The following is a 26,868-nucleotide window of genomic DNA, read 5'->3' on the forward strand; positions in this document are numbered from 1 at the left end:
CGCACGCACGCCCGGTCGGCGCGCCATGGCCCGACTGCGACGGCCCCGCCTTGCCTCGCCGTTGATGCGGCGAATCTTCCTGCTCAACACGCTGCCGCTGGCGATGCTCGCCGTCACGCTGCTCTTCCTGAACGATTTCCAGAACAGCCTGCTGGAAGCCGACGTCACCGCCCTGCGCGAACAGGCGCATATCTACGCGAACGCCATCGGCCAGACAGCCGTCGTGCGCCGCCCGGAGCGCCACCCGATCCCCGGCGACGAATTCGTCCTCGATGCCGCGACCGCGCGCCCCCTGCTGCTGCGCCTGACCGAACCGAGCCCCAACGCGCATGCCCGCCTCGTCGGCCCGGACGGCAAACTGGTGGCCGACAGCCGGGACGAGGCCGCCCTGGCCCAGCACGAACGCCGCCGCCTGCGGCCCGAACCGGCAAGCCGCACCGATCCCGCGCCAAACGCGCCATCGCAATGGGAGCCGCCGCACAACAACAGCATCGAGGTCGCCTATGACTGGCTGCTCTCGCTGCTGCCACTCTCCTCCCGCGAGGGGATCGTGACGCTGGATACGCCGGACGCACCGACACCCGACCCGGACACGAGCCCCAAGCGCGGCGCCAACCCGCCGGAGGCCGCGCCTTACATCCGCCGCACCTCGGCACGGCAACTGGTGGTGACCGTCGCCGAGCCCGTGGTGCACGAGGGCCAGACCGTGGGCGTCATCCAGCTGACGCGTCAGGCACAGGAAGTGGACCGGTCACTGTTCGCCGTGCGCTCGTCGATCGTCTCGCTTTTCCTGGTCGCGATGGCCGTCACGCTCCTGCTCTCCTGGTATCTTTCGCTGACCATCGCCCGGCCGCTCCTTCGTCTGGCCGCGGCATCGCACGACATGCGCGACGAATCCGGCCGCGTCGATTCCGTGCCGGAACCGCTGCTCGCACGACGTGACGAGATCGGCGTCCTCGCCCGCGCCCTGCGCGCCAGCGTGCTGGCCCTGTGGGCGCGCATGGACGCGATCGAGCGCTTCGCGGCGGATGTCAGCCACGAGATCAAGAACCCGCTATCCTCCATCCGTTCGGCGATCGAGACATTGCCGCGCATCGAGAACCGGGAACGCCAGCAACGGCTGCTCGGCATCATCAGCAATGATGTCAGACGTCTGGACCGACTGATCACCGACATCTCCGATGCTTCCCGCATCGACGCCGAACTGTCGCGCACACGACCGGAACCTCTGGCCGTCATGAGCCTGCTGGCCATCCTGGTAGAAATCCACCAGACGACACGCGCGGCGCGGGACCCGATCCTGAAACTGGAAGACGGTCGCGAGGACCCGGCACGACCGCTGAAGGTTCTGGCCGTCGAAGACCGGCTGGTGCAGGTCCTGCGCAACCTGATCGGCAATGCGGCATCGTTCTCGCCGCCGCTCGGTGTCATCACGCTCCGCGCCATCGGTCACGAAGGCTGGGCGGAAATCATCGTGGACGACCAGGGGCCGGGCATTCCCGACGGCAAACTGGAAGACATCTTCGACCGCTTCTACTCGGAGCGGCCCCAAACGGAGAATTTCGGCCAGCATTCCGGGCTTGGACTGGCGATCAGCCGGCAGATCATCGACGCACTGCACGGCACGCTGCATGCGGAGAACCGATACGATGCTGCGAGCCACGTTCTGGGCGCCCGCTTCGTCGTTCGATTGCCGCGCTCGTCATGAAACCGGATCGTCGGGGAGCCCGTCCGGCAGGGCAGAGCACCGACGATCCGCAGGGCGAAACATGTCAGCCATGCCGGGCGGTCGAGCCGAGATTGGCGAAGCGGACCTTGGCATCGGCTTCCTGCCGGGCCAGAACCTGACGCATCTGCCTCTGTGCATCGTGCTTGGCGTTTTCGACGCACTCGTCAACATCGGCGCTATACCGGTCGCTCGCCTGCACGATGCGATGACATACCGTCTCGGCCGCTGCGGCGACCTGGCGGTCAACCATGCGCCAGTTGGCCTCGTCACGCAGATCGACCTGCGAGATATTGATGTTCTGGCTGGCCTGGACCGGCGGCTCCTGCGCGAAAGCGGGCGCTGCGATCGTGGCGGTCAGGGCAAAAGCGGTGAGAAGCATGGAGCGGATCATGGAATTGACTTTCTTCATCATGCCCTGAAGCGACATGCCCGGGCTGCCATGACACTTGCAAGGAGCGTGCCAAACTGCCGAAGAAAGAAAAAATCCGCAGAAATCCCGCAGTTTGGGGGGCCCGCTCAGAAACTATCGCTCATCAACTGGTATCAAAAGCCAGAATGAGACGAAATCAGCCCTTTTTTGGTGTCAGCCGCCACTCTCCGCCGAAAAACTGAAGGCAATGCGCTGCCCCTCGTTTGGAAGGGATGTGACAAGGCGCAGGGTCATCGCAGCGCGCGCATTGCCCAAGGCTTCGAAAACGAGCGTCTGGTATTGTCGAAACGCTTCGATATCGCGCACCGTATAGGCGAAGTGGCGGACATCACGAAAAGTCAGCCCCCGATCCGCCAGTTGCTGCCCGACGCGCTCCAGCGCGAGACGGCACTCATCGGCAAAACGCGGCGGAATATCACCGTCGGGTGTCGTGCCGGCAATATCGATACCCGTCACGATACCGGGTAGCGCATGATCTGAGAAAGGATCTTCGTGCATGGCGCGCAGTGATAGACCAGACACGCCGCCTCTGGCGACCACCGAACGTCGAATATTTCTCCACGGCTGTTGCGCGAGCTGGGGAGAACAGGGCGTCCTTCTGACCGGCGCCCCCGGCAGCGGCAAATCCGACCTGCTGCTCAGACTGGTCGATGCCGGGTTCAACCTCGTGGCGGACGATCGCGTAGAATTGCGCATCGACGCACAAGGCGCATGGGCATCCCCCGCACCGAACCTTGCCGGCTTCATCGAGGTGCGCGGACTGGGCATCGTCCGCATGCCGTCCCGTCCCCACGCTGCGCTCGCGCTCTGCGTCGAACTCGGCGATTTCCCCGATGCACCGAGACTGCCGCCCGCCCTGCGCCATGCCGAAACCGGCCTGTGGCTTTTGCGCCTGGACGCACGGCGGGCCGGCGCGATCGCCGTGATCCGGACCGCCCTGCGCTGCCTGAACGGCGAATACGAGCTTTTCGCCGGCCTGAATGGCGCGGATGGCACGATTCTTCCGTTTCCTTACGGCATCGAAAACGGTTAGGGTCTTTTCGCCATGATGTTTTCCCACGCCACGCAGCGCGCCACGCCGTCGGCGCCGCGCCCCGGCCTTCGCCCATGATCCAGACCGGACCATGCCCCGAGGCGATACGCCGGGTCCTGATGGTGACCGGCCTGTCCGGCGCGGGGAAATCCTCCATCCTCCGCATCCTGGAAGACATCGGCCACGAGGTCGTGGACAATCCGCCCCTCGACGTGCTGGACGCGCTGGCTTCCCGTGCCGAAGCGCCGCTCGCCGTGGGCGTCGATGTCCGGACGCGCGGCTTCGAGGCACAGGCCGTGCTCTCCGCCCTCGCCCGCCTGCGGGAGCGACCGGACTGTCATGCGGAACTGCTGTTCGCAACCGCCGAGACCGATGTGCTGTTGCGTCGCTTCACCACCACCCGCCGACGGCACCCGCTCGACAGCAGCCCCAAGGCGAATCCCGGCCTGACGGCCGCCATCGAGCAGGAAGCCAGATTGCTGGCCCCTTTACGCGCGCATGCCGACCTGATCGTCGATACCTCCGACCTGCCGCCGCAGGACCTCAGGCGTCTGATCGAGACCCGCTTCGGACGCATGCGTGAAGGCGAATCCCTGACCGTGACGCTGATGTCCTTCGCCTATCCGGCCGGCCTGCCGCGCGAGGCAGACATGGTTTTCGACGCGCGTTTCCTGCGTAATCCGCATTACGACCCGCTTCTCAAACCCATGACGGGGCTGGACGAACCCGTACGAGAATACGTGCGCCAAGACCCCGATTATGAAGCATTTCTCGGCCACATTCTCGCCATGCTCGAACTGGTGCTGCCGCGCTTCGTGACGGAAGGAAAGAAACACGCCACCATCGCCATCGGCTGCACGGGAGGCCAGCATCGCTCGGTGACGCTGGTGGAGACGATCGCCGCCCATCTCGCCGGGGCGCAAAACGAATCGCTCTTGCAAGATGAACCGATCGTCGTCATGCATCGGGAACTGGCCCGGCAGGGGCGCAGCGTCTGGCGATGGGCGCGCGCGCCAAGACGGGACACGTTGCACGAACCATTGCGGACAGATCACTCTTGAACGCCTCGGAAAACTGCCGATATTGCACTCCGGAAGCTTCGTCAGGCCCTATGGCCGCCACGTCTTCCCGGAGAAAAATCGCCCGATGATCGGGATCGTTCTCATCACACATGGCCGCCTCGGCGAAGCCCTGCGCGAGATCGTCGAGCATGTCGTGGGCGCGCAACGGCAACTGGAGACCCTGGCGGTCGACCATGACGACGATGTCGCGGCCCTGCGGCCCGCCCTTCTCGATAGGGTGCGGCGCGTCGATACCGGCGACGGCGTGCTGGTCCTGACGGACATCTTCGGCAGCACACCCTCCAACGTCGCCCTTTCCGTACGTCGCGAAGGCGTCGTCGAGGTCATGGCCGGCGTGAACGTGCCCATGCTGGTGAAGCTGGCCAAGGCCCGCGCCCAGCGCGATCTGGATGCCTGCATCGAACTGGCGACCATGGCGGGACGCAAATACATCGCCGCGGCCTCCCAACTGCCCGAATCCTGTCTCCAGGGCGGCAAGTGCTGCGAAAGCGTGGTGGCCGGGACGATGAACCCGCAACCGGCGGCATCCGCCCCGATCATGCCGATGCGCCGCACCTTTCATTGATGGACGGGACCGACGCGATCACGAAAGACGTCGTTATCGTCAACCGTCTGGGCCTGCACGCACGTGCGGCGGCGAAGCTGGTCTCGCTGGCGGAGCGCTATCAGGCGGACATCGAAGTCTCACGCGGCGGACAGAGCGTGTCCGCCCTGTCGATCATGGGGCTGATGATGCTGGGCGCCGGGCGTGGCGAACAGGTCCGGCTGGCCGCCACCGGACCACAGGGCGATGCGGCGCTGGTGGCCGTCGCCGCGTTGATTGCGGACGGTTTCGGCGAACGTGACTGAACGAACGCGGCGCCGTCGGGAAGAAAGCGCCTCCACGGCCGATCATTCCCCTGAATCCGTTCCCTCAACGCGCCCGATGCGGCGCCTGCATGGCCGCAGCGTTTCCGCGGGTATCGTGATCGCCAACGTCGCGCTGGTGCAGGAACGCCCGCTCCCGACCATCGGGAACGCCTGTAGCGCCGATACGCCGGAAAGCGAACTCGCCCGTCTGGACAACGCCATCACCCAGACACAGCGGCAGATCACCAAACTGCGCACCAAGCTGGAAGCCCTGCCCGAGGAAGGCCGGGAGGAAATCGGCGCGCTGCTGGATGTCTATGAGCGGATGCTCGGCCATTCGCGGCTGATCCGCACGGCGCGCGCACGCATCGCCAAAGACCGGCTGACGGCCGAAGCCGCCGTCCAGCAGGAAAGCGAGACGCTGGCCGCCCTCGCCGGCCCCAAGCCCAACACGCCGGAGGAAGAGCGGGAAGCCGCCGCCCGGCGCGCCGGTGAATTCCGTGAGATCGCGCGGCGTCTGCTGCGCAATCTGACCGGCGTCTCGTTCCGTGCGTTCTCCAATCTGCCCGTTGGCTGCATTCTGGCCGCCGAGCAGCTTCGCCCGGCCGATGCCGCGCTGATCGACCCCACGCGCATTGCCGCCGTGCTGTCGGAAGGGGGCGGCGCGACCGATCATACCGCCATCATGCTGCGCGCGCTGAACGTGCCGGCGGTCCTGGCCGTCACGGACCTGACATCCGCCGTGCAGGACGGCGACCTCCTGATCGTCGATGGCGCGCGCGGCGAGATCGTCGTCAATCCGGACCCGGCGACGCTGGCCGAAGCACAGGCCGCCATGGCGGCGGAAGCACAGGAACGCAAGGGCATCAGCCGCCTGCGTCGCCTCCCGGCCCGCCTGACCGGTGGCGAGGACATCGAATTGCTCGCCAACGTGGAGCTGCCGGCCGAACTGCCGCTGCTGCGTCGCAACGGCGCGCAGGGCATCGGGCTGCTGCGCAGCGAATTCCTGTTCGACGAAGACCGGGAATGGCCGGACGAAATGGCGCAATACGCCGTCTATGCCGGCATCGTACGCGGCATGGACGGCCTGCCGACCACGATCCGCGTGCTCGACTGGGGCGGCGAGAAGGGGCTGGAGCGCCTCCGGATGCTGGGATATGCGGCGGCGGAAGACGGCGGCAACCCCGCACTGGGCATGCGTGGCCTGCGCCTGCTGCTGCACCATCCCGAAATCCTGCTGACGCAATTCTCGGCCATCCTGCGCGCCTCCATGGACGGGCCGGTGCGGGTGCTGCTGCCGATGGTCACCGCGACGAACGAGATCGTCACCGCGCGCGAGCTTTTCGAGAAAGCCGCCCGGCGCCTGCGCCGCAAGGGTGTGAAACTGCCATCCAGACTGCCGCCCCTTGGCATCATGGTGGAAACGCCCGCCGCGGCGATGACGGCGGACGCGCTGGTGCAGCACGCCGACTTCCTGGCGATCGGCACCAACGACCTGACGATGTACACGCTCGCCGTGGACCGGGCGATGACCATGGATTCCGACCTCTACTCGCCACTCCATCCGGCCGTCCTGCGCCTGATCGCAACCACGGTGAATGCCGCGCTGCGCGGGCATCGGCCGGTCTGCGTCTGCGGTGAACTCGCCGCCGATCCGCATGCCGTCGCCCTGCTGATCGGCATGGGCCTGCGATCCTTTTCCATGACGGCCAGCGCCCTGCCACCCGTCAAGAAGCTGATCCGCGCGCTGAGCCTGGAGGAGTGCGACACGCTCCGTCGGCAGGCGATGCTGGCGGACGATCCGCCGAACCTGCGCGCGGTGGTCAGAAATTTCCGTGGCTGACAGAACAATTTCCGCGCCTGACAGAACGATGTCGTTCGACATTCGCCAGGACGATCTTTCCAGCGGGCAGACACGCGCGCTCCTGGCGCTGCACCTTGACGGCATGCACGCCAACTCCCCGCCCGGCCACGTTTCCGCGCTCGATCTCTCGGGGCTGCAAACGCCCGACGTGACGGTCTGGTCGGCCTGGCACGACACCCGGATCGCGGCCATCGGCGCCCTGAAAATGCTGCCGGACGGCACTGCCGAGATCAAGTCGATGCGCACGCATCCCCTGTTCCTGCGTCAGGGCGCTAGCGCGGCGATCCTTGAACGAATCATCGCCGAAGCCCGACGGCGCGGCATGCAGCGGCTCAGTCTGGAGACGGGAAGCGGCCCTGCCTTCGAACCGGCACTGGCGCTATACCGGCGTTACGGCTTCACCAGCGGCAGCGCTTTTTCCGGTTATGAGAAAAGCGAATTCAACCAGTTCCTCCATCGCGATCTGACCGCGCCTCAGGCAAGCGGATCGGTCTGATAGAGCGTCACGCGCAGGCCACCATGCGGCACCGGCGCGCCCGTGGGCCGGAACGGTAATTCGGTCGCCCGCGCCAGACCGGCCTCCGCCGTGACGATCGCGACGCGCCAACCCGGAAACCGCTCTTTCAATACGCGCCCGAACGTCCGGTACAACGGCACGAGCTTGCCCTTGTCACCGATGCGCGTGCCATAGGGCGGATTGGCGATGACCAGCCCGGCCGGCCCTTCCGGCGGCTCCAGCTCGCTGATCGTGCCCTGCTGGAAGTCGGTGCGGTCCGTCACACCCGCACGCTCGGCATTGGCACGGCTCATCGCGATCGCCCCCGCATCACGATCGCGCCCGTGGAAGCGCACGCCCGGTGGCGACTCACGCCGAACGTCGCGCATGGACTGCCATGCTTGCGCATCGAAGGTCGCAAGATGCTCGAACGCGAAATGGCGTGAACGGCCGGGATTGAGCCGGGCCGCGATCTCGGCCGCCTCGATCACGAACGTCCCGGAGCCGCACATCGGATCGATCACCGTTTCGCTGCCGTCGAAACCACATTGCCGCAGGAACAGCGATGCCATCGTCTCGCGCATCGGCGCGCGATTGACAGCTTCCTTATGGCCGCGCCGATGCAGCAGCGTGCCGGACGTGTCCACGCTGATCGTGCACAGGTCGTGCTCGATCCGCGCCCGGACCACAATCCCGGCATTCTCGGGATCGCAGGGCGCGCCAAGCGTTTCGCGGATAGCCTTCCCGATCCGCTCCGCCGCCGCACCCGCATGATAGATGCGCGATGCCGCACTCGATGCCTCGACGCGGAACGGCACGTCGGGACGCAGCACGGCCGCCCACTCCACCCGGCGCGCGCGGTCGTCCAGATGGGCCAGATGTTTCACATGGAACGCATCGATCCGCGCCAGCACGCGCGTGGCGCCACGTATCCACAGGTTGGCGCGCCAGATATCCGGCCATCCGCCGCGCGTCACCACGCCGCCGGGCACGGCCTGCGGGCGCTTGAATCCCTTGAGACGGACCTCCTCGCAGAGCACCGCTTCCAGCCCCGGCGGGGCGGTCAGGAAAATTTCGAAATCCGTCTGTGTCGTCATGCGGCCTGCATGGCAGGATGACGCGGAAACGGCAACTCGGGCGTGAGCGGCAGCGGTCTATTCCAGAGCGTTGCTGCCGCTCTCGCTGCGTGCGCTCGTCACGCCCGGCACACGCATCAGCCCCGTCAGGAGATCGCCGTAGCCCCGCGGTCCGCGAATACGTATGACGATCGAGATCGTGCCGTCCTCCACGTCCCGCTCAAGCCGCATATGCCCCGTGCTGAAACCCAGTTCGCGGATGCGGGCCCGAACGCGGTCCGGCAGACCGGCATCGTCCACCCCGGCCACCGCCACGATGAAGCCGGGCTTCTTGGCACTGGGGAAGTGCCGCAACAGGCGCGGCGTGACGAACATGACGAACAGATATCCCGCCGTTGTCGCCAAAGCGAGCGCGGTCATCCCCGCGCCGCACGCCATGCCGAGTGCCGCCGTCAGCCAGATGGAGGCCGCCGTCGTCAGACCCCGCACCGCATCGCGCCGCATGAAGATCACGCCGCCACCGATGAAACCCAGTCCGGACACGATCTGCGCGGCAACGCGCGATGGGTCCAGCACGACCCGCCCCGGCGCCAGCACATCGTCGAACCCGTATTTCGATACCAGCACGAACAGCGCCGACGCCACGCCGACCAGCGTATAGGTGCGGAAACCGGCGCTTTTCTGGCGATATTCCCGCTCCAGCCCGACGATTCCCGCCAGCAGGAACGCCAGCCCCAGTTCGCCGAATTGCAGCCAGCCCTGCCCGGCAGCGGTGCCGAATGGAAGAAATGCATGCATCGACGGTGCGGCGCTCCCCGGAAATCGAGACGTTGACGACGGATAAAATACGCTTGCGACCGGATGACGGTTCGCCGCCGCTTCCCTCCATGGCACGAACCCTGTTGGATAGGCGTGCCAAAAACCGATCGGACCGTTTCCTGCATGACGACATCCCCCGACACCGCTTCCCAGCCTGCCGGCAGTCGATCGGCCCTGTTCTGGCAGATCGTCGCGGGCACCGTGCTCGGCCTGGGCGCCGGGCTGTGGCTGCCGGGGCTGGCCGCGCGGATGCATTGGGCCGTCGATCTTTTTCTGCGGCTGATCGTCATGGCCGTGGGGCCGCTGCTGTTCTGCATCATCACGCTCGGCATCGTCGGCGCGGGATCGCTGCGCACGGTCGGCCGGCTCGGCGTGAAGACGCTGATCTATTTCGAAGGCATGACGACACTGGTGATGGTCGTCTCGGTCGGCGCGGCGCTCCTGCTGCGACCGGGAACCGGTATCGCGTTCATGCCGTCGCCCGACGATCTCCATGCGGCCGAAGGCTACACCGCCAATGTGCGGCACCTTCATCAGGGCGGCGCCACCGGATTCCTGTTGTCGCTGGTTCCGCGTTCACCGATCGCCGCCTTCGCTGACGGCAACATGCTTCAAATCCTGTTCTTCGCCATCCTGTTTGGCGTCTGTCTCAATGGCATCGGCACCGCTGGCGCGCCGATCACGCGGTTGCTGGAGGCGACGTCGCAACTGTTCTCGCGCATGATGACTATCATCATCGGGCTGGCCCCGCTGGGCGTGTTCGGGGCGATGGCCACGACGACCGCGCGCTACGGCCTTGGGGCGATTGCGCATCTGGCCGGCTTCGTCGCGCTGTATTGCGCGGCCATTGCGCTCTTCATGGCAATAGGGCTCGGCGGCTGCCTGCGTCTGTGCGGCGTCAGTCCATGGCATTTCCTGCGCCATTTCCGCGAGGAGCTCGTCATCACCGCCACAACCACCGCTTCGGACTCCGTGCTGCCGAGCGTCATGGCCAAGCTGGAACACATGGGGGTCGCGCGTCAGGTCGTGGGGTTGGTCGTGCCGGCAGGTTATTCGTTCAATCTGGACGCGCTGTCGATCTATCTCGGCTTCGCCGTCGTGTTCCTGGCACAGGCGACCGGCACGCCCCTTTCCACATGGCAGATCGTCGTCATGCTCGCGACGGCCTCCTTCACATCCAAGGGCGCGCATGGCGTGCCGGGCATGGGGATCGTGATCCTGGCGGCCACCCTCGCCGCCGTGCCGGCCATCCCGCCTGCCAGCATCGTGCTACTGGTCGCCGTGGACTGGTTCATCGGCATCGCGCGGGCCGTTGGCAATCTGGGGGGAAACTGCGTGGCGCCCGTCGTGATGGCCGCCTGGGAAGGACAACTGGATCGCGACCGCGCCGCTGCTGTCCTGGGTGGCTTTCGAACCGAGGATACCAAAACGATCGTGTAATGGCCGTAGACAGCGCTACGGGCAGGCTCGTCCCGAGCGGAAAATGTAAACCGTTTCCAGTTTCTTGAGCTCCAGATCGATATCGGACAGATAGCGGCAGGCCTGAAGCTGCTTGGCCTGTCGACGACGCAGCGCGTAAATCCGACATCGCAGCGCTCTCTCATCCAGTGCGCTGGCATCGATATCCTTTTGAGACTTTCGTTCGCGTCGCTTGCCTGTATTGATCATCTGGAAAACATCGTTCCGCAGGGGTCGCAAATTGTCATCGTCCGTACGTATCCGAAACGACAGGACGCGTCGCGGGCCATGATCGGCCCGGAATGTAAACGACTGCATCCCGATACAATATCTTTACATCAACCGTCGCCTGCCGCCACTTCCCGGCAACAAATACACCAGTCACACGCGCATTTCCGGCAACATTGACGCTGTCGGGCTTTCATCCGAACGTCCTGGTACAGCACGTTATCGCTGGAAAACCGACAATCTTCGCCACCCCTGAAACGAACATAGGACACCCTGCCATACCTTCCGTTACCCATTGTCTCGGAAAGGTGTTTTCGAAAAACAATCAGAAACAGAAATGAAATACAAATTTGATTACATTTAATAACATATGTGCTTTCTTATTACTTAAAATTACAGTTTTATTATGTGCCAAAGAAGCAACACTTAATTTTGTTTTCTATGTTTGGTGCAAGCGCAATATTGCTGTTTCTTTATTATTTATGCGACTGCCTTGGAAATTCCGGAATCGATCCGAAAACTCCGAGCCACAGGTGCAAGATGATACGCAAAGACAACAGAAGGCGACGTATTGGCCCCTTGCTGAGTGCCACATTCCTTGCCGCACTATCAGGCGGTTACTCCAGCGCCAACGCTCAGGACACAACGGCTGCAGGGCCGGCAACCACGGTCAGGAAGCACGCGCACCATACGCGCGGCGCCGCCACAAAAAGCAGGCCGTCCGCCCCTTCCAGAACAGTCAACGCACGCCAACAGGCAGTCGCCGGCACGACGGTGTCGCACGCCATGACGCAGTCCGGCGCGACGCGTGACAACAGCCCATACGTGTCCACAAAGTTTCCGGCCGAGGCGGTCAGTTCCAATGCGGAAAACATCGTCGTAACCGGCTCGGCGTTGAGCACGTCAAACAATACCAGCGCCAATCCGGTCCAGATCGTCACCGCCAAGCAGATCCAGCAGACCGGCGCGACCACGCTCAGCGATTTTTTCCAGCGCCTGCCTTCGGTTGGGTCCTCGGGCACCTACAACACACAGACGAACGGCACGGACGGCGCGTCCTGCCTCGATCTTCGCAATCTCGGCGAGACGCGCGTCCTTGTCCTCATTGATGGCAAGCGGACAGCCATCAATGGTGATTCGAACTGCGTCGACCTCAATGCAATTCCAGTCCAGGCCGTCGCAAGCGTCGAAATCCTGAAGGATGGCGGCTCGGAACTCTATGGCGCGGATGCCGTGTCGGGCGTCGTTAATATCAAGCTCCGGCACGATCTGAACGATGCGAACGTGACGCTCCGCGGCGGCATCACCGGGCACGGCGACAACCAGACCGGGCTGATCTCCGCCTATAAAGGCTGGAATTTCGACCATGGGAAAGGCAATCTGACGCTGTTTGCGTCCTACATGTCGCAAGGCGGCGTGCAGCAGGCAGACCGCTCCTGGTCGCGCTCGAATATCCAGATAAACGACCCCCTGTCCGCCTCCAACGTCAGCTACGGCTCGATCATCACGCCGAACGGCACATTTTTCGGTGAGACAACGAACAATACCTATCTGGGTAACGGCAAGGGCGGCCTGACGGACTACACCACATCCGGCCGATATAATTACGGAAACCAGCAATCGCTGGTCAATGCGTTACAGAACTCAAGCTTCTCCGGCGATACGCATTACGACGTCAACGATCACCTCTCGCTCTACGCGAGCGTTCTTTACAGCCACAGGACGTCCATGACACAGATGGCGGCGGAACCCGTGGAAGGCAGCGTGCCACCGTCCACGCTGCCGAATTCCATTGTCATTCCGGAAGATTACCCTGGCAACAATACCGGCGAAGCACTTCAGATGTATCGCCGCATGACCGAATTCGGCAATCGCGAGACCCAGGCCGCCGTCGATACCGTGACCGGAAAATTCGGTGCGAATGGCGATATCTATGCCGGATGGAAATACGATCTTTCCTACACCTACGGCGCCAGCATGGCCACGACCCAGACGTCCGGCGTCGGCGACTACGCCAAGCTCCTGCAGGAATACGGTCTGGAAGAGGTAACGCCGGGCGACGCCAACAGCCTGCTTTATTATAATGCGAACTCATGCGCGGGTTCGAAAGGCTGCGTGCAATCGAACGTTTTCCAGCCGCTCTCCTCCGCGGCCGCGCAATATGCCAATTACACGACATACAGTCACAGCCATTACCAGTTGCGCGATCTGAACCTGCGCATCAACAACAACCACGTCGTGCATATGCCATGGTCCAATGGCGGCGATCTCGGCATCGCGCTCGGCATGGAACATCGTGGCGAACAACTGACCAACGACCCCGATCCGCTGGTCCAGAGCGGCGGGAGCCTCACCAACACCGTGGCGGCCACGAGCGGCGGCTTCAATGTCACGGAAGGCTATATCGAAGGCAAGCTGACCCTGCTCAAGGATGCGCCGCTCGCCCATGACCTGACAATCGACGGACAGGGTCGTTATTCGTCCTACAACACCTTCGGTTCGGCCTATAACTGGAAGGGCTCGATCGACTGGGCGCCGACGCGCGACATCCGCTTCCGCGGCACGATCGGCACGTCATTGCGTCAGCCAAACGTCTACGAGCTCTACGGCGGCACGACGCTGAGCTACAACACGGCCAGCGATCCGTGCGGCCAGGCATCCTCCTACGGTGCACGTTCAGCGATGGTCGTTGCCAACTGCGCGAAGCAGGGCATCAATGCCGCCACCTTCACGTCGTCCGGCTCCGGTCAGATCCCTACGCTGGAAGGGGGCAACAGCACACTGAAGCCGGAAGTCGGCCGCACTTATACATTCGGCACGGTCATCACGCCGCGCTGGATTCCGGGACTGTCGACCTCGGTCGAATACTGGCACTACAATATCTCGGACGTCATCAGCTCACTGTCGACCCAATATATCGTCGACAGCTGCTACACGGGAACGAACCCGTCCCTTTGCGCCGACGTCAACCGCCTCAGTAACGGGCAGATCAATACGGTTTCGGCACTCGATGAAAATCTCGGCGGCCTGCATACCAGCGGGCTCGACTGGGACCTGAATTATCGTTTCCGCGTCACCCGCAACGACACATTCACGATCGACAATAATTACCAGCAGTTGCTCAGCTACAAGGAGCAGCTCGTTCCCGGCGGGAAATACTATAACTACCTCGGCGCGCTCTTCTATCAAGGCGGCTCTGGGCAACCGCGCGTTCGCGACTACATGACCCTCGGCTGGCAGCACGGCCGCTTCGGCATCAACTACATGATGCAGTATATGGGCGGCATGCACTGGAACGACGGCTCGGTTTTCCTGACGGCAGCCTCCGCCGGCCGGTACAAGACACCGGCGATGGTCCAGCAGGACATTACCCTGACCTATAACTACAAGCGCTGGGCATTCGAAGGCGGCGTCAACAATATCGCTGGCAAGAATCCGCCCTTCGTCGCAAGCGCGGCGGACAACAGCGACGCGGCCGTCTACGGCAACTTCTATTATGGCCGATATTTCTTCCTGCAGGCCGGCGTGAATTTCTGATCGCCAGCACTTGCAGCAGGCTGCCACCGTGCCGTTGGCGGCCTGCTTGCCTATGGGGCGCCGCGCGCATTGACGCGCAGGCGATACAGCCCATGCGTCGCCGTCATGAACAGCGTACCGCCGCCCTCACCGCCGAAGCACAGATTGGCGCAGCGCTCCGGCAGCGGAATATGCCCAAGGACACAGCCATCCGGCGCAAAGACGCGCACGCCATCCAGGCCGGGCCCGTTGCCCCAGCCGCACCATAAATTCCCTGCGGAATCCGTGCGCATGCCGTCCATGAGGGCACCGGGCTCGTTTTCGATCAGCAGGCGGCGCTGCACGATATGCCGATGGTCCCGATCCAGCCGACACGCGGTCAGCCGGTTCGACACCGGCCCGGTTTCGATCACATAAAGAACCGCGCCGTCCGGCGAGAAGCAGAGGCCGTTCGGATTCTCGAAATCCTCCGCCATCAGACCGACGGTGCCATCCGGATCGACCCGATAAAGCCCGGTCGGCAATTCCGCCGCCGCCACGCCGCCGCCCTCGAACGCGCTCTTCAACCCGTAGTCGGGGTCGGTGAACCAGACGGCGCCGTCGAGCGGATGCGTGACGATATCATTCGGTGAATTCAACCGCCGGCCTTCGTAACGCTCCGCCAGAACGGTGATCGACCCGTCATATTCCGTGCGCGTCACGCGCCGTGCCTCATGCTCGCAGGTCAGCAACCGCCCTTGCCGGTCACGTGTATTGCCGTTGGGAAAATGCGCGGGCTGGCGGAAAACGGACACGCTCTGCGTAATCTCGCACCAGCGCAGGATGCGGTCGTTGGGAATATCGCTCCACAGCAGATACCGCCCATCCCCGAACCATACAGGCCCCTCGCCCCACGCCGTGCCACTCATCAGGCGATGCACGGCGGCACTGGGGAAGATCAGGTCGTTGAAGCGCGGATCGAACGCGCGCGGGCGGTTGGCTTCATCGCGCAATCCCAGGATCTCGATCCGGTCGGTATAGACGAAAGGTTGCATGTCAGTGCGTCACTTCGCCTTCCATGTGCTCGCCCGGCAGGACGGGCGGGCGATAGGCCAGAACGGCCGCCACGATCGCCGTGCCGACGAACACGCTGATCTCCATCGAATAGCCCAGCGAATACATCGTCGCGAACCATGGGATGAAGAAACCGGACAGGCCCTGCCCCATCGCCGCGGCGGCATAGCTCGTGCCCATGCCCAGCGAGCGCGTGGCGGACGGAAAACGCTGCGCCAGAAAGTGCGGCACCAACGCCCAGATGCTGTTGCCGAAGGCGCCGATGATGAATGCCGTCGAGAACATCAGCGGGAAGCTGTGCACCGTCACGAAGGGAATGATCGCCGCCAGCGTGATGAGGAAATACGTATAGATGACCGGCCGTTCGCCAAAACGCGTCGCCAGGGCGCCGCAGAGCGGCTTGCCGATCAGCGAGCCGATGCAATAGGCCGCGACCATCGGGAAAACCTGCCCCGGCGTCAGGCCATGCGTGGTGCGCAGCAGCGTGGGATAGAATGTGTAGAGAGCCGCGTTCTGGAATTGCAGCACCGCCATGAAGACGATGGCCTGAACGGCCGCGCCGTCGAGCCTGAACATCCCGCCTTTCGGTCGCGCGGCCTTCGCGCGCGGGTTCTTCTGCGCGGCCAGCCATACCGGGCTTTCCGGTACGCCGATGCGGATGAAGATCGCCAGAAGCGCGGGCACGATCCCCAGCACGAACAGCGCCCGCCAGCCGAAATGCGGCAGCACCACGGCCTGCGCCGCCGCCGCCGCGAAGAACCCGCATTCGTATCCCGCCATCATCAGCGATGACGCCAGTGTCCGCGCACGCGGCGGCACGCTCTCCATCAGCAGCGCCGCCGAGGCGGTCCACTCCCCGCCGAAACCGACGCCGAACATGAACTGGATCGCCACCATCAGCAGATAGGAGGATGCCACGGCCGTCGCGCCTGAAAATGCCGCGAACCACACGACACCGATCATGAAGGTCAGCTTGCGGCCGTAGCGGTCGGCCAGCCATCCCCAGCCCGTATTGCCCAGCACGCGCCCGACGCTCTGCGCGGTGATGATAAGCCCCATCGCCGTCAGGCTGACGCCCAGGCTCTTGCCCATGTCCGGCAGGCACAGCAGCAGCGCGACCTGATCGAACGCATCGAGAAACCACCCGAGGAATGCCGCCAGCGTGACACGCCAGTAGGGCCGCAGCAGCTGCGCGGGGCTCTGGCCCGAATCGTCGAATGCCGGTGAACTCGATAATGAACGCGCGAAATCAGCCATGAAGCAATCTTCCGGTCATGCCGCATCAGGAATCGATGGGCGAACAGTCAACGCGCTTAGAGGTTTCTGAAACATTACGTCAAATCCATCTTGCGTGAAGTCACGACACATAGTGGGATTCCGGGGTGGGATTCCGGGGTGGGATTCCGGGGTGGGATTCCGGGGTGGGATCCCGGGGTGGGATCCCGGGGCGTGCTTGCGGGCGCACGAAGCTGTCAGAACGTCCCATGCAACCTTTCCATGCCCAGACCATAAGAATGGCAACGATCATTAGCGAAGAAGGATGACCCATGGCCGCCGAGACCGTCCTGGACACGATGCTTGCCACGAAACCCGCGCCGATCCGCGGCGTGATCTTCGATATGGACGGCCTTCTGCTCGACAGCGAAACCCTGGCGATGGACGCGCTGGTCGCCGCCGGCGATGAACTCGGCTACGACATGCCCGCCTCCTTCTGCCGCCGGATGATCGGCCTGCCCGCCGACGACTGCCGCCGTCTGGTGCAGGACAATTACGGTGCGGACTTCCCACTGGAACAATTCTTCGCGCGTCAGGAGGTCCATCTGCGCAATTTCGTCGATACCGGACGGCTGGCGCTCAAGACCGGCGTCGAACCGCTGCTGGACCTGCTCGACCGCCTGAAGCTGCCGCGCGCCATCGCAACCTCTTCCAGCCGTTACCGCACCGACCACCATCTCAAGCTCGTCGGGCTGGACGGTCGTTTCGACGCCATCGTCACGCGCGACGACGTCTCACGCGGCAAGCCCAATCCCGAACCCTATCTCGCCGCCGCACGGAAGATCGGCATCGCACCGGAATTCTGCCTCGCCCTGGAGGATTCGCATAACGGCGCCCGCGCCGCCCATGCCGCCGGCATCCGCGTCATCGTCGTGCCCGATCTGCTGGAGGCCACGGACGAGATCCGCGGCAAGGCACTGGCCGTCGTGGACGACCTGCACACGGTGCGCGCCTATATCGAGCGCGCCACCGCCTGACGCGCCGCCTATCGGACAATATCCCGCAGGACGTCAGGCACGCTCTCGTCCGTCAGCCGCCGCAGCATCCCGGCAATGGCCGCCACCTGCCGTTCGTGATGCGGCAACGGCGAACCGAACACATCCTCCATCGCCAGGAATGCCTCCGCCTGCGCACGGTGATCGTGCCGGGCCTCGGCACAGATCCGGCGCAGCGTCCCGGCATGCGGGTCGGCGACGGCGAGGTCCAGCGCATCCTGTTCGTGCAGTGCGAACCAGCGTATCCATCCGGCGATCAACAGGGTCGCGCCGGTCGTCGGTCGCCCGGCCTCGATATTCGCCCGCATCGGCGCCAGCACGCGGGCCGCCATCTTGGCGGACCCGTTGCGCCCGATCCGCTCGGCCTGATGCACGATGGCGGGATTGCGGAAGCGTTCCATCAGCGCGTCGGCATAGCGCGTGATGTCATCGGGGGCGAACGCCACGCCGGCATTCTGCTCCTCCCGCATGAAACGTGCGGCGATGCGGCCCAGCGCCGGGTCGGTCGCCGCTTCGGCGATCGTCGGCAGCCCGGCCAGGGCGCCGATATAGGCCAGCAGCATATGCGCGCCGTTCAGCATCTGGAGTTTGGCGCGCTCGAAGGTCGCCACGTCGTTCGTGAACTGCGCGCCATGCGCCTCCCAGCGCGGGCGTGGTCCGTCGAACTCGCCGATCACCCATTGGAACCACGGCTCGGCCGGAACGGGTATGGCATCCTCCACGCCCCCCAGCGCATGGCGGGCGTCTTCGATATCCTGCGGCGTGGTGGCCGGCACGATCCGGTCCACCATCGTATCCGGGAAGCGCACGTTTTCGGCAATCCAGCCCGCAAGGCGCTCGTCACCACCCATCGAGGCGAAGTCCATCACGGCCTGCGCCAGCGTCCCGCCATTATGCGCGACGTTGTCGCAGCTGAGGATAACCGGTGGCGCGCCGCCTTGCGCCCGCACGCGCCCCAGCCCCGCCGCCAGGATACCCAGCGCGGTCCGGGGCGTGCCGCGACGCAGATCGGCCCGGATATCTCCGGCATCCGCGTTGAGACGACCATCCGCCGTCAGGTAATAGCCGCTCGCCGTCACGGTCAGCGTGACGATCCGCGTTTCCGGATCGGCCAGCCGCGACGGCAGATCGGCCCTTTCATCGCCGGCGAACAGCGCCTCGGCGATTGCCCCCATGACGGATACGACCGTACCATGCGGTTCGCGCGTCAACAGGCTGTAGAGATTATCCTGCCGGGCCAGCTGGTGCGACAGTTCCGGACGCCGCATGGTGGCCGAGGCGATCCCCCAGCGCAGCCCGTCCTCGCCCTCCGCCGCAATGGCCGCCTGCGTCGCCACGACCTGATGCGCGCGGTGGAAATTCCCGCATCCCAGATGCAGGATGCCCGGCCGCAGACGCGCAGTGTCGAAGCGGGGCAGATGGATATTGGCGGGCAGACGCGTCAGGCTGGCGCGGTCGAGCATGCGTTCGGCTCCTTCCGGAAATTTCGGTATCAGGAAGGAAAAAGGCTGTCCGGCGGCACGGTTTGCGATAAGGCCTCCCGGATCGGGACACGAAGCCGTGTGCCGTTGCGCTAGCCCGGCGCGGTGAAAGCCGCTTTCCAGTCCGCCGGCGGATTGCGCATGCCGCTGTCGTTGCGATGCCACCAGCCGCCGCCAAGAGCCTGGAACAACGCCACGCTATCCGAGAAACGCGACGCCTGCGTCTGGATCAATGTCAGCCGCGCCTGCATCTGAAGCTGCTGGGCGCTGCGCAGCAGCAGCGGACTGATATCGCCCGCGCTCAGTTGCCCGCGCGAGATCGTCAGGCTCTTTTCCGCCGCCATGTCGTTCTGCGCGCTGATCGACAGCGCATCCGCATCGTTCTGCAATGCCTGCATCGTATCGGCCACGTTCTGGATCGCGCCCAGCACCGTGCTGCGATATTGCGCGGTGGCGGCCAGAAGGTTGGCGCGGGCTTCCCGCTCCAGATGCAGCAGTTCGAACCCCTGGAAGATCGGCTGCATCACCATCGCGCCGATGGTCCAGTTGCCGTAACCGGGCGTGAAGAACTGGCTCATCGCGTTCACCGCCTGCCCCGGCGTCGCGGAAAGCTGCACGTTCGGCAGACGGTTGGCGATCGCCACCCCGACCTGCGCGCTGGCGGAATGCATCTGCGCCTCGGCCGCGCGGATATCGGGGCGCTGCTCCAGCAGCGCCGCCGGCAGGGACACCGGCAGGGCCGACGGCAGCCGGAAGGCCTCCAGCTTCGGTTCCGGCAGCGTCGCATCCGGGGTGGTGCCGACCAGCACCGCGATCTGGTCGTGCGCCTGCGCCTTCTGCTGCATCAACGGCGGCAGCGTCGCCTCGATCTGGGTCAGGGCGGCACGCTGCGCCATGACATTCGCCAGCGATATGTCGCCCAGCCGCTGCTGCGTCTCCATCACCTGCAACACATGCTGCTGGCTGTCGATGATCTGGCGCGTCGCCTCGATCTGCGCCTGCACGCTGGCCTGCTGGATCACCGCGAGCACGAGGGTGTTGATCAGCGTGTTGGTCGTGGCTTCCAGCTGGAAACGCTGCATCTCCGCCTGCGCGGCGGCGGATTCGATCTGCCGGCGCAACCCGCCCCACAGATCGGGCTGGTAGGAGATATTCAGCTGCAACGTATGGATGTTGTAGAGGTAGGCGTTGCTCCCCGGAACCGCCGAGAAGGCCCGCGACGTCTTGTTGCGCGTCGGATTGAACTCGGCCGAGATGCTGGGCAGCAGCGGGGCGCCCTGCACCTTCGTCTGCTCCCATGAAGCCTTGAGCGTCGCCTGCGCAGCCTGCAGGGACGGGCTGCCGGCCAGAGCGCGGGCCACCAGCGCATCAAGTTCCGGCACCTGAAACAGCTTCCACCAGTCGCCCGGAACATCCGCTCCGGAGACCAGACGCTGCGCCTGCCCCGCTGCCCCGGCACCAGCACTGGCATGAACATCGCCCGGCACCGCACCGTTTTGATACGCCGGATGGCCCGGCAATGTAGGCCGGTGGAAATTCGGGCCGATGGCACAACCCGACAGCAGGCAGGCCAGGGACAAACCGACAGCGCGACGCATCACGACGACCCTACCTTGCGCAAACGACGACGTTCGATGAAATGCTCGAGTTCGTAGAAGAACACCGGCAGCACGAACAGGGTCAGCAACGTGGCGATTCCCAGACCGCCGACCACGACCGTCGCCAGCCCGCGCTGCACGTCGGTGCCGATGCCGGTCGCCAGCGCCGCCGGCAACATGCCCATGCTGGCGACGGTCGCCGTCATCAGCACCGGGCGAAAACGCTCGCCGGCTCCCAGCAGAACGGCATTGTGCACGTTATGCCCTTCCGCACGATGACGATTGATCGACGCGATCATGATGATGCCGTTCTGCACCGCCACGCCGAACAACGCGATGAAGCCCACCGCCGTGGCGATGTTGAGCGTCTCGCCACGCAGATGCAGCGCCACCAGCCCGCCCAGCGTCGCCAGCGGCACGACGGACAGGACGAGCAGCGCATGACGCAGCTTGCCGAATTCCACGAACAGCAGCACCAGCATCACCGCGAACATGATCAGCAGCGCCACGCTCAGCCGCGCCTGGGCGCGTTCCTCCTGCTGGAAGCTGCCCGCCCATTCCAGGCGATACTGTCGCGGATCGAAATGCACCTGCGCGTTGATGCGCGCCTGTGCGTCCGCGAGATACTGCGACAGCGGGCGCTGGCCGTTATCCACCCGGATGGTGATCTGACGATTGCCCATCTCGTGCGCGATGTTGCTCTCGCCCATGTGCAGGCCGATATCGGCGATCGAGCCGAGCGGGATCGCCGCGCCGCCGCTGGAGCGCACCGGCAGGTCGCGGATGGTCTGCATGTTCTGCATGTCGTCACGCGTGATGTGCAGCGTCGCGTTATAGACGCGATCCTCCACATAGATCTGCGTGATCGCCGCATCGCCGATGCCGTTCTGCACCACATTGGCAACATCGCTCATATTGATGCCGTAACGCGCCGCCCGCTCGCGGTCCGGCACGATGTTGAGCTGCGGAATACGCGGCTCCTGGAAAATGGATGCGTTCGCGGTGCCGGGCACGTCGTTCAGGATATCGACGATCCGGTTGCCGATCCGGCGCAGTTCCTGGAAGTCGTTGCCATAGACGCGCAGCACCAGCGGGCTGTGCGCGCCACCCACCAGATCGCTCATGTTATCCTGGATCGGCTGGCTGATGCCGAAGCTGATGCCCGGAATCTGGTCGAGACGATGCCGCAGACGGCGGATGAACTGCACCTTCGTCTCCCCCGCCGGCCATTGATCGTATGGCTTCAGCCCCACCGGCATCTCGATATGCGATGGCGTCCACGGATCCGTGCCGTCGTCGTTACGGCCGAGCTGGGTCATGGCATAGGAGGTCTCAGGGAACTCCCGCACCGCATTGCGCAGTTCCCCGGCGATACGGCTGCCCGCATCCAGCGAAATGCCGGACGGCAACTGCACCTGAAGCCACAGGGCGCCCTCGTCCAGATCGGGCAGGAATTCCCGCCCGACGGTCACGCCGAGGAACACGACCAGCACCAGCGCCAGCGCGCCGCCGATATAGGTAATCATCGGGCGAATGAGCATATGGTTCAGCCCGCGCTCATACGCATGATGCAGGCGCTCGAGCGGACGGTTGTGCCAGATGCGGCGCGGCTTGCGCAGCGCCAGGAAACTCAAGGAGGGAATCAGGCAGATCGCGCAGGCGAGCGCGCCGATCAGCGCGAAGCTCACCGTATAGGCCATGGGCCGGAACAGCTTGCCCTCGCTGCCCTCGAACGCGAAAAGCGGGCTGTAGGCGACGATGATGATCAGCGTGGACGAGCAGATCGACCGCCCCGCGATTCGCGCCACGCGCAGCACGCCGGTCGGCGTCAGCGCCACTTCCGGCGCGTCCTCGCGCAGGCGCAGGATCGCTTCGGTGATGACGATCGCGCCGTCCACGATCACGCCGAAATCCACCGCGCCCAGCGAGAACAGGTTCGCCGCCATGCCCAGCAGCCGCATCAGCACGAACACGGTGGACAGCGCCAGCGGAATGGTCACCGCCGTCACCAGCGCGCTGCGCGGACTGCCGAGGAACAGGGTGAGAATAACCAGGACGAGGCCGATACCCTCGACCATCGTCTCGCCCACCTTGCGCGTCGTCGCCTGAACCAGATTGTCGCGGTCGATATACGGCACGATCCGCACGCCCAGCGGCGCGAGACGCTCCTGCAATCCGGCGACCGCGCGATGGACGTTATCGAGCACCAGCGAGGGGTTCTCGCCCGAGAGCATGGTGACGATGCCCTCGATCGTATCCGGATTGTGGTCCTTCCCCAGAATGCCCTCGCGCACCTGATGGCCGAACTGCATCTGTCCCAGATCGCGCACCAGGATCGGCGTGCCGTTATGCTGCGCCACCACGACGCCGCCCAGATCCTTGAGCGTGTGGATCATCCCCACGCCCCGCACGATATACGACTGCTCCCCGCGCGTGACCCGGCCGCCGGCGGCATTGATGCTGTTGCTGCTGATGGCATTCACGACATCGTTGACGCCGAGGCCATACCGCAGGAGCGCGCTCGGATCGAGCACGAGCTGATACTCGCGCGTCAGGCCGCCGAAATTGTTGACGTTGACGATGCCGGGAATCCGCTGAAGCGTCGGGATGACGATCCAGCGCTGGATGTCGGACACCTCCATCAGGTTCTTGCTGTCGGATTCGAGCGTGTAGCGATAGATCTCACCCGCCGGACCGGAGATCGGCCCCAGTTGCGGCGTCACCCCATTGGGGAGAGACGCTTCCGCCATCTGCTCCGTCACCAGCTGGCGCGCGGTGAAGACATCCGTCCCTTCGCGGAAGATCAGGGTAATCAGCGACAGGCCGAACGTGCTGCTGGACCGGCTTTCCGTCACGCCGGGCACGGCGGACAGCGCGCGTTCCAGCGGCGTGGTGATCTGCTGCTCCATCTCCTCCGCCGCCAGACCCGACACCTGCGTCGTGACCTGGACATTGACGGCGCCGAGGTCCGGATAGGCCTCGACCGGCAGCACACGCCAGGCATAGGCGCCCGCCAGCGCGAGCAGGACCGCCGCAACGAAGACGATATAACGGCGCGCGAAGCACGCCTCGATAAGCCGACCGATCATGCCGGCGCGCCGTGCGGAAGATACGTCATGAGGTCAGTCGTCATTCAGCAGGATGCCACCACGCACGATCACGCGCTCGCCCGCTTGCAGGCCAGAGACAACCCGCACATCGTCGCGTTCGTCATAGCTCACGTCCACGTTCCGGCGGCGGAACGTGTGCGGCGCCGTCTCGACAAAGACCGAAATCGTATCGTTGTTCATCAACAGGGCCGTCTTGGGCACAACGATCTCGGCCGGCTGGGGAATATCGATCACCGCCGTGCCGAACATGTTGGGCTTCAGGGCCATGTCCGGATTGTCACAGGCCAGCCGCGCGGTCATGCGGCGGGTATCGGCATGCAGCGTCGGGTCCACCGAGAAGATCGTCCCGCGGCAGCTCCTGCCCGGATAGGCATCGAAATCCGCACGCGCGGTCTCGCCGATCCGCACCTCCCCCATGGCCTCCTCAGGCACCGCCGCCTCGACCCAGACAACGGAAAGGTCGAGCAGGCTGATCTGGACGGTCGTGGTGTCGCCGATATATTCACCAACACCCATCGTCGTGCTCGCCACCATGCCGTCCACCGGCGAGATCAGCGGCACAAGCCCCTGCCGCGCCAGCTCCGGCCGCGTATTCAGGGCCGCCAGACGATGCTGGGCCCGCTCCAGTTCGGCCTGGGCCTGCATTTCGTCGTTCCGTGCCGCATCGACGTCCTTTGTCGCGTTGCCGCCGACGGCCTGCACGCCCTGCGCCCGGTGCAGGACACGATCCGCGTAGCTCAGCTGCGCCTGCGCCTTCGTCTCGTCGGCCACGGCCTGATCGAAATCGCCCGAGGCGATCTCCGCGAGGATCTGCCCCTTATGGACGGTATCGCCCGGGCGCACGTCGGCCTGAACGATTCGTCCCGTCACCGGCGCCTGCATGTCGATCGTCCGCCGGGGCTCCGCCTGCACCGTGGCCGGCACGCTCAGGCCATGCGCCTGAACCCGCGGTCGCACCGGGGCTACGATCAGCCGGCTCATGAGCGGCGAATCCTCGGCAACCACCAGCGCGCCATCGCGTTTGGTCATCATCGCGGGGGCTGCCGCCTGCGGCAGATGATGGTTCGAGCGCAACAGCGCGACGATCAAACCGATCAGGACGAGCGCAAGAAGGCCCGCCAGCGCCATGCGGCGCACGCTGTAAGAACGCATGCTTGTTGCGTAGCCTCTCGACCAGGGCCAGAACCGTACGCGTCTGGCGATACAGATAAATAATGTCCGAATGAAGTCGGCAAGGCTAACTGCCGGAAGCCTGATGGAATGCCAAGAGACTTTGCGTCATTCCATTGCACATCTTCAAAAAAAAGTAATGCTTCTTTCCGAAGGCCCGCATTCTCGCGGGTTCCCGCCCGGGCGCCCGGCCTTCAGTCCGCCTTGACGGGCGCCCCGATCGTCCGCAACGACCGCGGCCGCACCGGGCCGCCTAGCACGTGGCCGATCGGCGTCAGGGCGTCGATATGATCGCAGAATATCTTGAAGACGGCGAGCATCGGCACGGAGAGAAACGCCCCGGCAATGCCCCACATCCAGTCCCAGAACATCAGCGAGGCCATCACCAGCACCGGATTGAGCGTGAAACGCTTGGCCAGCAGCATCGGCGTGATCGTCTCGCCTTCCAGGATATGGATGCACAGATAGATCGCCGGCGGCACCAGCGCGTACACGAGCGACGGGAAAGAGAAGAGGCCGACGAAGAAATAGACGACGACGCCCGTCAGCGGCCCGATGATCGGCACATAGTTCAGCAGGAACGCCAGCACGCCCCAGAGCAGCGGGTTCGGCATGCCCGTCAGCCAGCATTGCAGGAAATTCAGCAGCCCGACCAGCACGTTCATGATGGTGATGGTCGCCAGATAGAGCGAGACATTGCGTTCGATCTGCGTCGCGATCTGCACGATGCGCCGCTTGTCCGCGAAAGTGGGCATGATCTCCACGATACGGCGCAACAGGCTGTCGCCTTCCGTCATCAGGAAGAACAGCATCAGCAGCATGGTCAGGAATTCGCCCATGAAGTTCCGCGTGCCCAGCAGCACGGACGAACCCAGGCTGGTCAGCGCCGCCGAACTGCCGGTTCCGTCCCCATGCGGCACGCCGATATGGCGCGGCGTCCCGGACGAGAACACGCTCATCGCGCGATAATAGGCGTTCTGGACGTCAATCAGCGAACCATGCAGGAAAGCCAGCTTGGTCTGCAATGCCGGCAGGCTCTGCGGCACTTTCGACAGCCACGCCGCCGCCGGCACCGAAATGGCCGTGCCGATACCGGCCACGACGACGAACATCGCCACGATCAGCAACAGCGCCGCCAGCGGTTTGGGCACGCGCAGGCGGCCATGCAGCATCCGCATCGGCGCGATCATCAACAGGTTCATGACCGTGGCGAACACGAACGGCAGGACGATATTGGCCGCGAAGTAGAGCGAATAGAAGACGGCGAGAATCGTCAGGATCAGGACACAGGCATCACGCAGCCCGATCTCATGACGCAACATCGCCCGATGGATCAGCCCCGCCTGACGGCGACCATCCGGATCCCCGGGCTGCGGCGCCACCCGCGCTGGGCTTGCCGCCGTCAGCTCAGGATCGAGCGTGTCATGCAGCGACTGCATCCCGGACATGGAGGAAACCACTTTCGGTCGGAGGGAAGATAAAGAAAGCCGGACCGTTCTTAGACCAACTCCATGGTCTTACGAGACAGGATTTCAGCAGTTGCCGCCGAAGTGATGCAATTCTCCAAAAAATGGCTTGATTGTCATCTGCGCCCGCTTCAGGGTCA

22 protein-coding genes are annotated in these 26,868 nt (G+C 64.5%); 10 read left to right on the forward strand and 12 right to left on the reverse strand.

Annotation, left to right across the window (positions count from 1 at the left end; translation table 11 throughout):
• The first annotated feature begins 25 nt into the window (after positions 1 to 25).
• Complete coding sequence (locus A0U93_RS07365) at positions 26 to 1,708, forward strand: stimulus-sensing domain-containing protein (RefSeq protein WP_077808406.1); 1,683 nt, start codon at positions 26 to 28, stop codon at positions 1,706 to 1,708.
• Positions 1,709 to 1,772: 64 nt separating this feature from the next.
• Here A0U93_RS07365 and A0U93_RS07370 read toward each other — a convergent pair whose 3' ends face one another.
• Both A0U93_RS07370 and A0U93_RS07375 read right to left on the reverse strand, forming a co-directional pair.
• Positions 1,773 to 2,120, reverse strand: a complete 348-nt coding sequence (locus A0U93_RS07370; RefSeq protein WP_169852714.1) for a UrcA family protein — start codon at positions 2,118 to 2,120, stop codon at positions 1,773 to 1,775.
• A 192-nt stretch (positions 2,121 to 2,312) separates the two neighbouring features.
• Positions 2,313 to 2,657 carry a hypothetical protein gene (locus A0U93_RS07375; protein ID WP_077806768.1) on the reverse strand — a complete coding sequence of 115 codons (345 nt, stop codon included), beginning with the start codon at positions 2,655 to 2,657 and terminating at the stop codon, positions 2,313 to 2,315.
• Here A0U93_RS07375 and A0U93_RS07380 point away from each other — a divergent pair.
• The 6 genes from A0U93_RS07380 (at position 2,656) to A0U93_RS07405 (ending at position 7,483) form a co-directional block, all read left to right on the forward strand.
• Positions 2,656 to 3,192 carry an HPr kinase/phosphorylase gene (locus A0U93_RS07380; RefSeq protein WP_077806769.1) on the forward strand — a complete coding sequence of 179 codons (537 nt, stop codon included), beginning with the start codon at positions 2,656 to 2,658 and terminating at the stop codon, positions 3,190 to 3,192. The genes A0U93_RS07375 and A0U93_RS07380 overlap by 2 nt on opposite strands.
• 74 nt (positions 3,193 to 3,266) lie before the next feature.
• The gene (gene rapZ, locus A0U93_RS07385; protein WP_077806770.1) at positions 3,267 to 4,253 is read left to right on the forward strand and encodes an RNase adapter RapZ; all 987 of its coding nucleotides are present in this window, start codon (positions 3,267 to 3,269) and stop codon (positions 4,251 to 4,253) included.
• 85 nt (positions 4,254 to 4,338) lie between these two features.
• The gene (locus tag A0U93_RS07390) at positions 4,339 to 4,839 is read left to right on the forward strand and encodes a PTS sugar transporter subunit IIA (protein WP_077806771.1); all 501 of its coding nucleotides are present in this window, start codon (positions 4,339 to 4,341) and stop codon (positions 4,837 to 4,839) included.
• Positions 4,839 to 5,123 carry an HPr family phosphocarrier protein gene (locus A0U93_RS07395; protein WP_077806772.1) on the forward strand — a complete coding sequence of 95 codons (285 nt, stop codon included), beginning with the start codon at positions 4,839 to 4,841 and terminating at the stop codon, positions 5,121 to 5,123. The genes A0U93_RS07390 and A0U93_RS07395 overlap by 1 nt, the downstream gene beginning before the upstream one ends.
• Complete coding sequence (ptsP, locus tag A0U93_RS07400; RefSeq protein ID WP_371862837.1) at positions 5,116 to 6,966, forward strand: phosphoenolpyruvate--protein phosphotransferase; 1,851 nt, start codon at positions 5,116 to 5,118, stop codon at positions 6,964 to 6,966. Before A0U93_RS07395 ends, ptsP begins: the two co-directional genes overlap by 8 nt.
• 28 nt (positions 6,967 to 6,994) lie before the next feature.
• Entirely contained in the window at positions 6,995 to 7,483 is a 489-nt protein-coding gene (locus A0U93_RS07405; RefSeq protein ID WP_077806774.1) for a GNAT family N-acetyltransferase, read from the forward strand.
• Here the strand turns inward: A0U93_RS07405 and A0U93_RS07410 are convergent.
• Both A0U93_RS07410 and A0U93_RS07415 read right to left on the reverse strand, forming a co-directional pair.
• Positions 7,462 to 8,580, reverse strand: coding sequence for a THUMP domain-containing class I SAM-dependent RNA methyltransferase (locus A0U93_RS07410; RefSeq protein ID WP_077806775.1), 1,119 nt, complete (start codon positions 8,578 to 8,580; stop codon positions 7,462 to 7,464). The two genes, A0U93_RS07405 and A0U93_RS07410, sit on opposite strands and share 22 nt — an antisense overlap.
• 57 nt (positions 8,581 to 8,637) lie before the next feature.
• Positions 8,638 to 9,357, reverse strand: coding sequence for an MgtC/SapB family protein (locus A0U93_RS07415; RefSeq protein ID WP_077806776.1), 720 nt, complete (start codon positions 9,355 to 9,357; stop codon positions 8,638 to 8,640).
• 144 nt (positions 9,358 to 9,501) lie between these two features.
• On the opposite strand from A0U93_RS07415, the gene A0U93_RS07420 reads away from it, so the two are divergent.
• Positions 9,502 to 10,818, forward strand: coding sequence for a cation:dicarboxylate symporter family transporter (locus A0U93_RS07420; protein WP_077806777.1), 1,317 nt, complete (start codon positions 9,502 to 9,504; stop codon positions 10,816 to 10,818).
• Between the two features lie 15 nt (positions 10,819 to 10,833).
• Here the strand turns inward: A0U93_RS07420 and A0U93_RS07425 are convergent, their stop codons facing one another.
• On the reverse strand, positions 10,834 to 11,046 hold the full coding sequence (locus tag A0U93_RS07425; protein ID WP_147150781.1) for a hypothetical protein: 213 nt from the start codon (positions 11,044 to 11,046) through the stop codon (positions 10,834 to 10,836).
• A 558-nt stretch (positions 11,047 to 11,604) separates the two neighbouring features.
• Here A0U93_RS07425 and A0U93_RS07430 point away from each other — a divergent pair.
• Positions 11,605 to 14,601 (forward strand): TonB-dependent receptor domain-containing protein, encoded by a 2,997-nt coding sequence (locus tag A0U93_RS07430; RefSeq protein ID WP_077806779.1) that lies wholly within the window; start codon positions 11,605 to 11,607, stop codon positions 14,599 to 14,601.
• Positions 14,602 to 14,651: 50 nt separating this feature from the next.
• On the opposite strand, the gene A0U93_RS07435 is transcribed toward A0U93_RS07430, so the two are convergent.
• Both A0U93_RS07435 and A0U93_RS07440 read right to left on the reverse strand, forming a co-directional pair.
• Entirely contained in the window at positions 14,652 to 15,614 is a 963-nt protein-coding gene (locus tag A0U93_RS07435; RefSeq protein ID WP_077806780.1) for an SMP-30/gluconolactonase/LRE family protein, read from the reverse strand.
• Position 15,615: 1 nt separating this feature from the next.
• Complete coding sequence (locus A0U93_RS07440) at positions 15,616 to 16,890, reverse strand: MFS transporter (RefSeq protein ID WP_077806781.1); 1,275 nt, start codon at positions 16,888 to 16,890, stop codon at positions 15,616 to 15,618.
• A 290-nt stretch (positions 16,891 to 17,180) separates the two neighbouring features.
• On the opposite strand from A0U93_RS07440, the gene A0U93_RS07445 reads away from it, so the two are divergent.
• Complete coding sequence (locus A0U93_RS07445; protein ID WP_245825150.1) at positions 17,181 to 17,885, forward strand: HAD family hydrolase; 705 nt, start codon at positions 17,181 to 17,183, stop codon at positions 17,883 to 17,885.
• Positions 17,886 to 17,893: 8 nt separating this feature from the next.
• Here the strand turns inward: A0U93_RS07445 and A0U93_RS07450 are convergent, their stop codons facing one another.
• From A0U93_RS07450 to A0U93_RS07470, 5 genes are all read right to left on the reverse strand, one after another.
• Positions 17,894 to 19,366 carry a mannitol dehydrogenase family protein gene (locus A0U93_RS07450; RefSeq protein WP_077806782.1) on the reverse strand — a complete coding sequence of 491 codons (1,473 nt, stop codon included), beginning with the start codon at positions 19,364 to 19,366 and terminating at the stop codon, positions 17,894 to 17,896.
• Between the two features lie 110 nt (positions 19,367 to 19,476).
• A complete protein-coding gene (locus A0U93_RS07455) occupies positions 19,477 to 20,982 on the reverse strand; it encodes an efflux transporter outer membrane subunit (protein ID WP_077806783.1) in 1,506 nt (501 codons plus the stop codon).
• Positions 20,982 to 24,071 carry an efflux RND transporter permease subunit gene (locus tag A0U93_RS07460; RefSeq protein ID WP_077806784.1) on the reverse strand — a complete coding sequence of 1,030 codons (3,090 nt, stop codon included), beginning with the start codon at positions 24,069 to 24,071 and terminating at the stop codon, positions 20,982 to 20,984. Before A0U93_RS07460 ends, A0U93_RS07455 begins: the two co-directional genes overlap by 1 nt.
• Before the next feature lie 33 nt (positions 24,072 to 24,104).
• Positions 24,105 to 25,244, reverse strand: coding sequence for an efflux RND transporter periplasmic adaptor subunit (locus A0U93_RS07465; RefSeq protein ID WP_077806785.1), 1,140 nt, complete (start codon positions 25,242 to 25,244; stop codon positions 24,105 to 24,107).
• Between the two features lie 212 nt (positions 25,245 to 25,456).
• The gene (locus A0U93_RS07470; RefSeq protein WP_077806786.1) at positions 25,457 to 26,710 is read right to left on the reverse strand and encodes an AI-2E family transporter; all 1,254 of its coding nucleotides are present in this window, start codon (positions 26,708 to 26,710) and stop codon (positions 25,457 to 25,459) included.
• Positions 26,711 to 26,868 lie beyond the last annotated feature (158 nt).

It is taken from the genome of Neoasaia chiangmaiensis, assembly GCF_002005465.1.
GTDB classification, from domain to species: domain Bacteria; phylum Pseudomonadota; class Alphaproteobacteria; order Acetobacterales; family Acetobacteraceae; genus Neoasaia; species Neoasaia chiangmaiensis.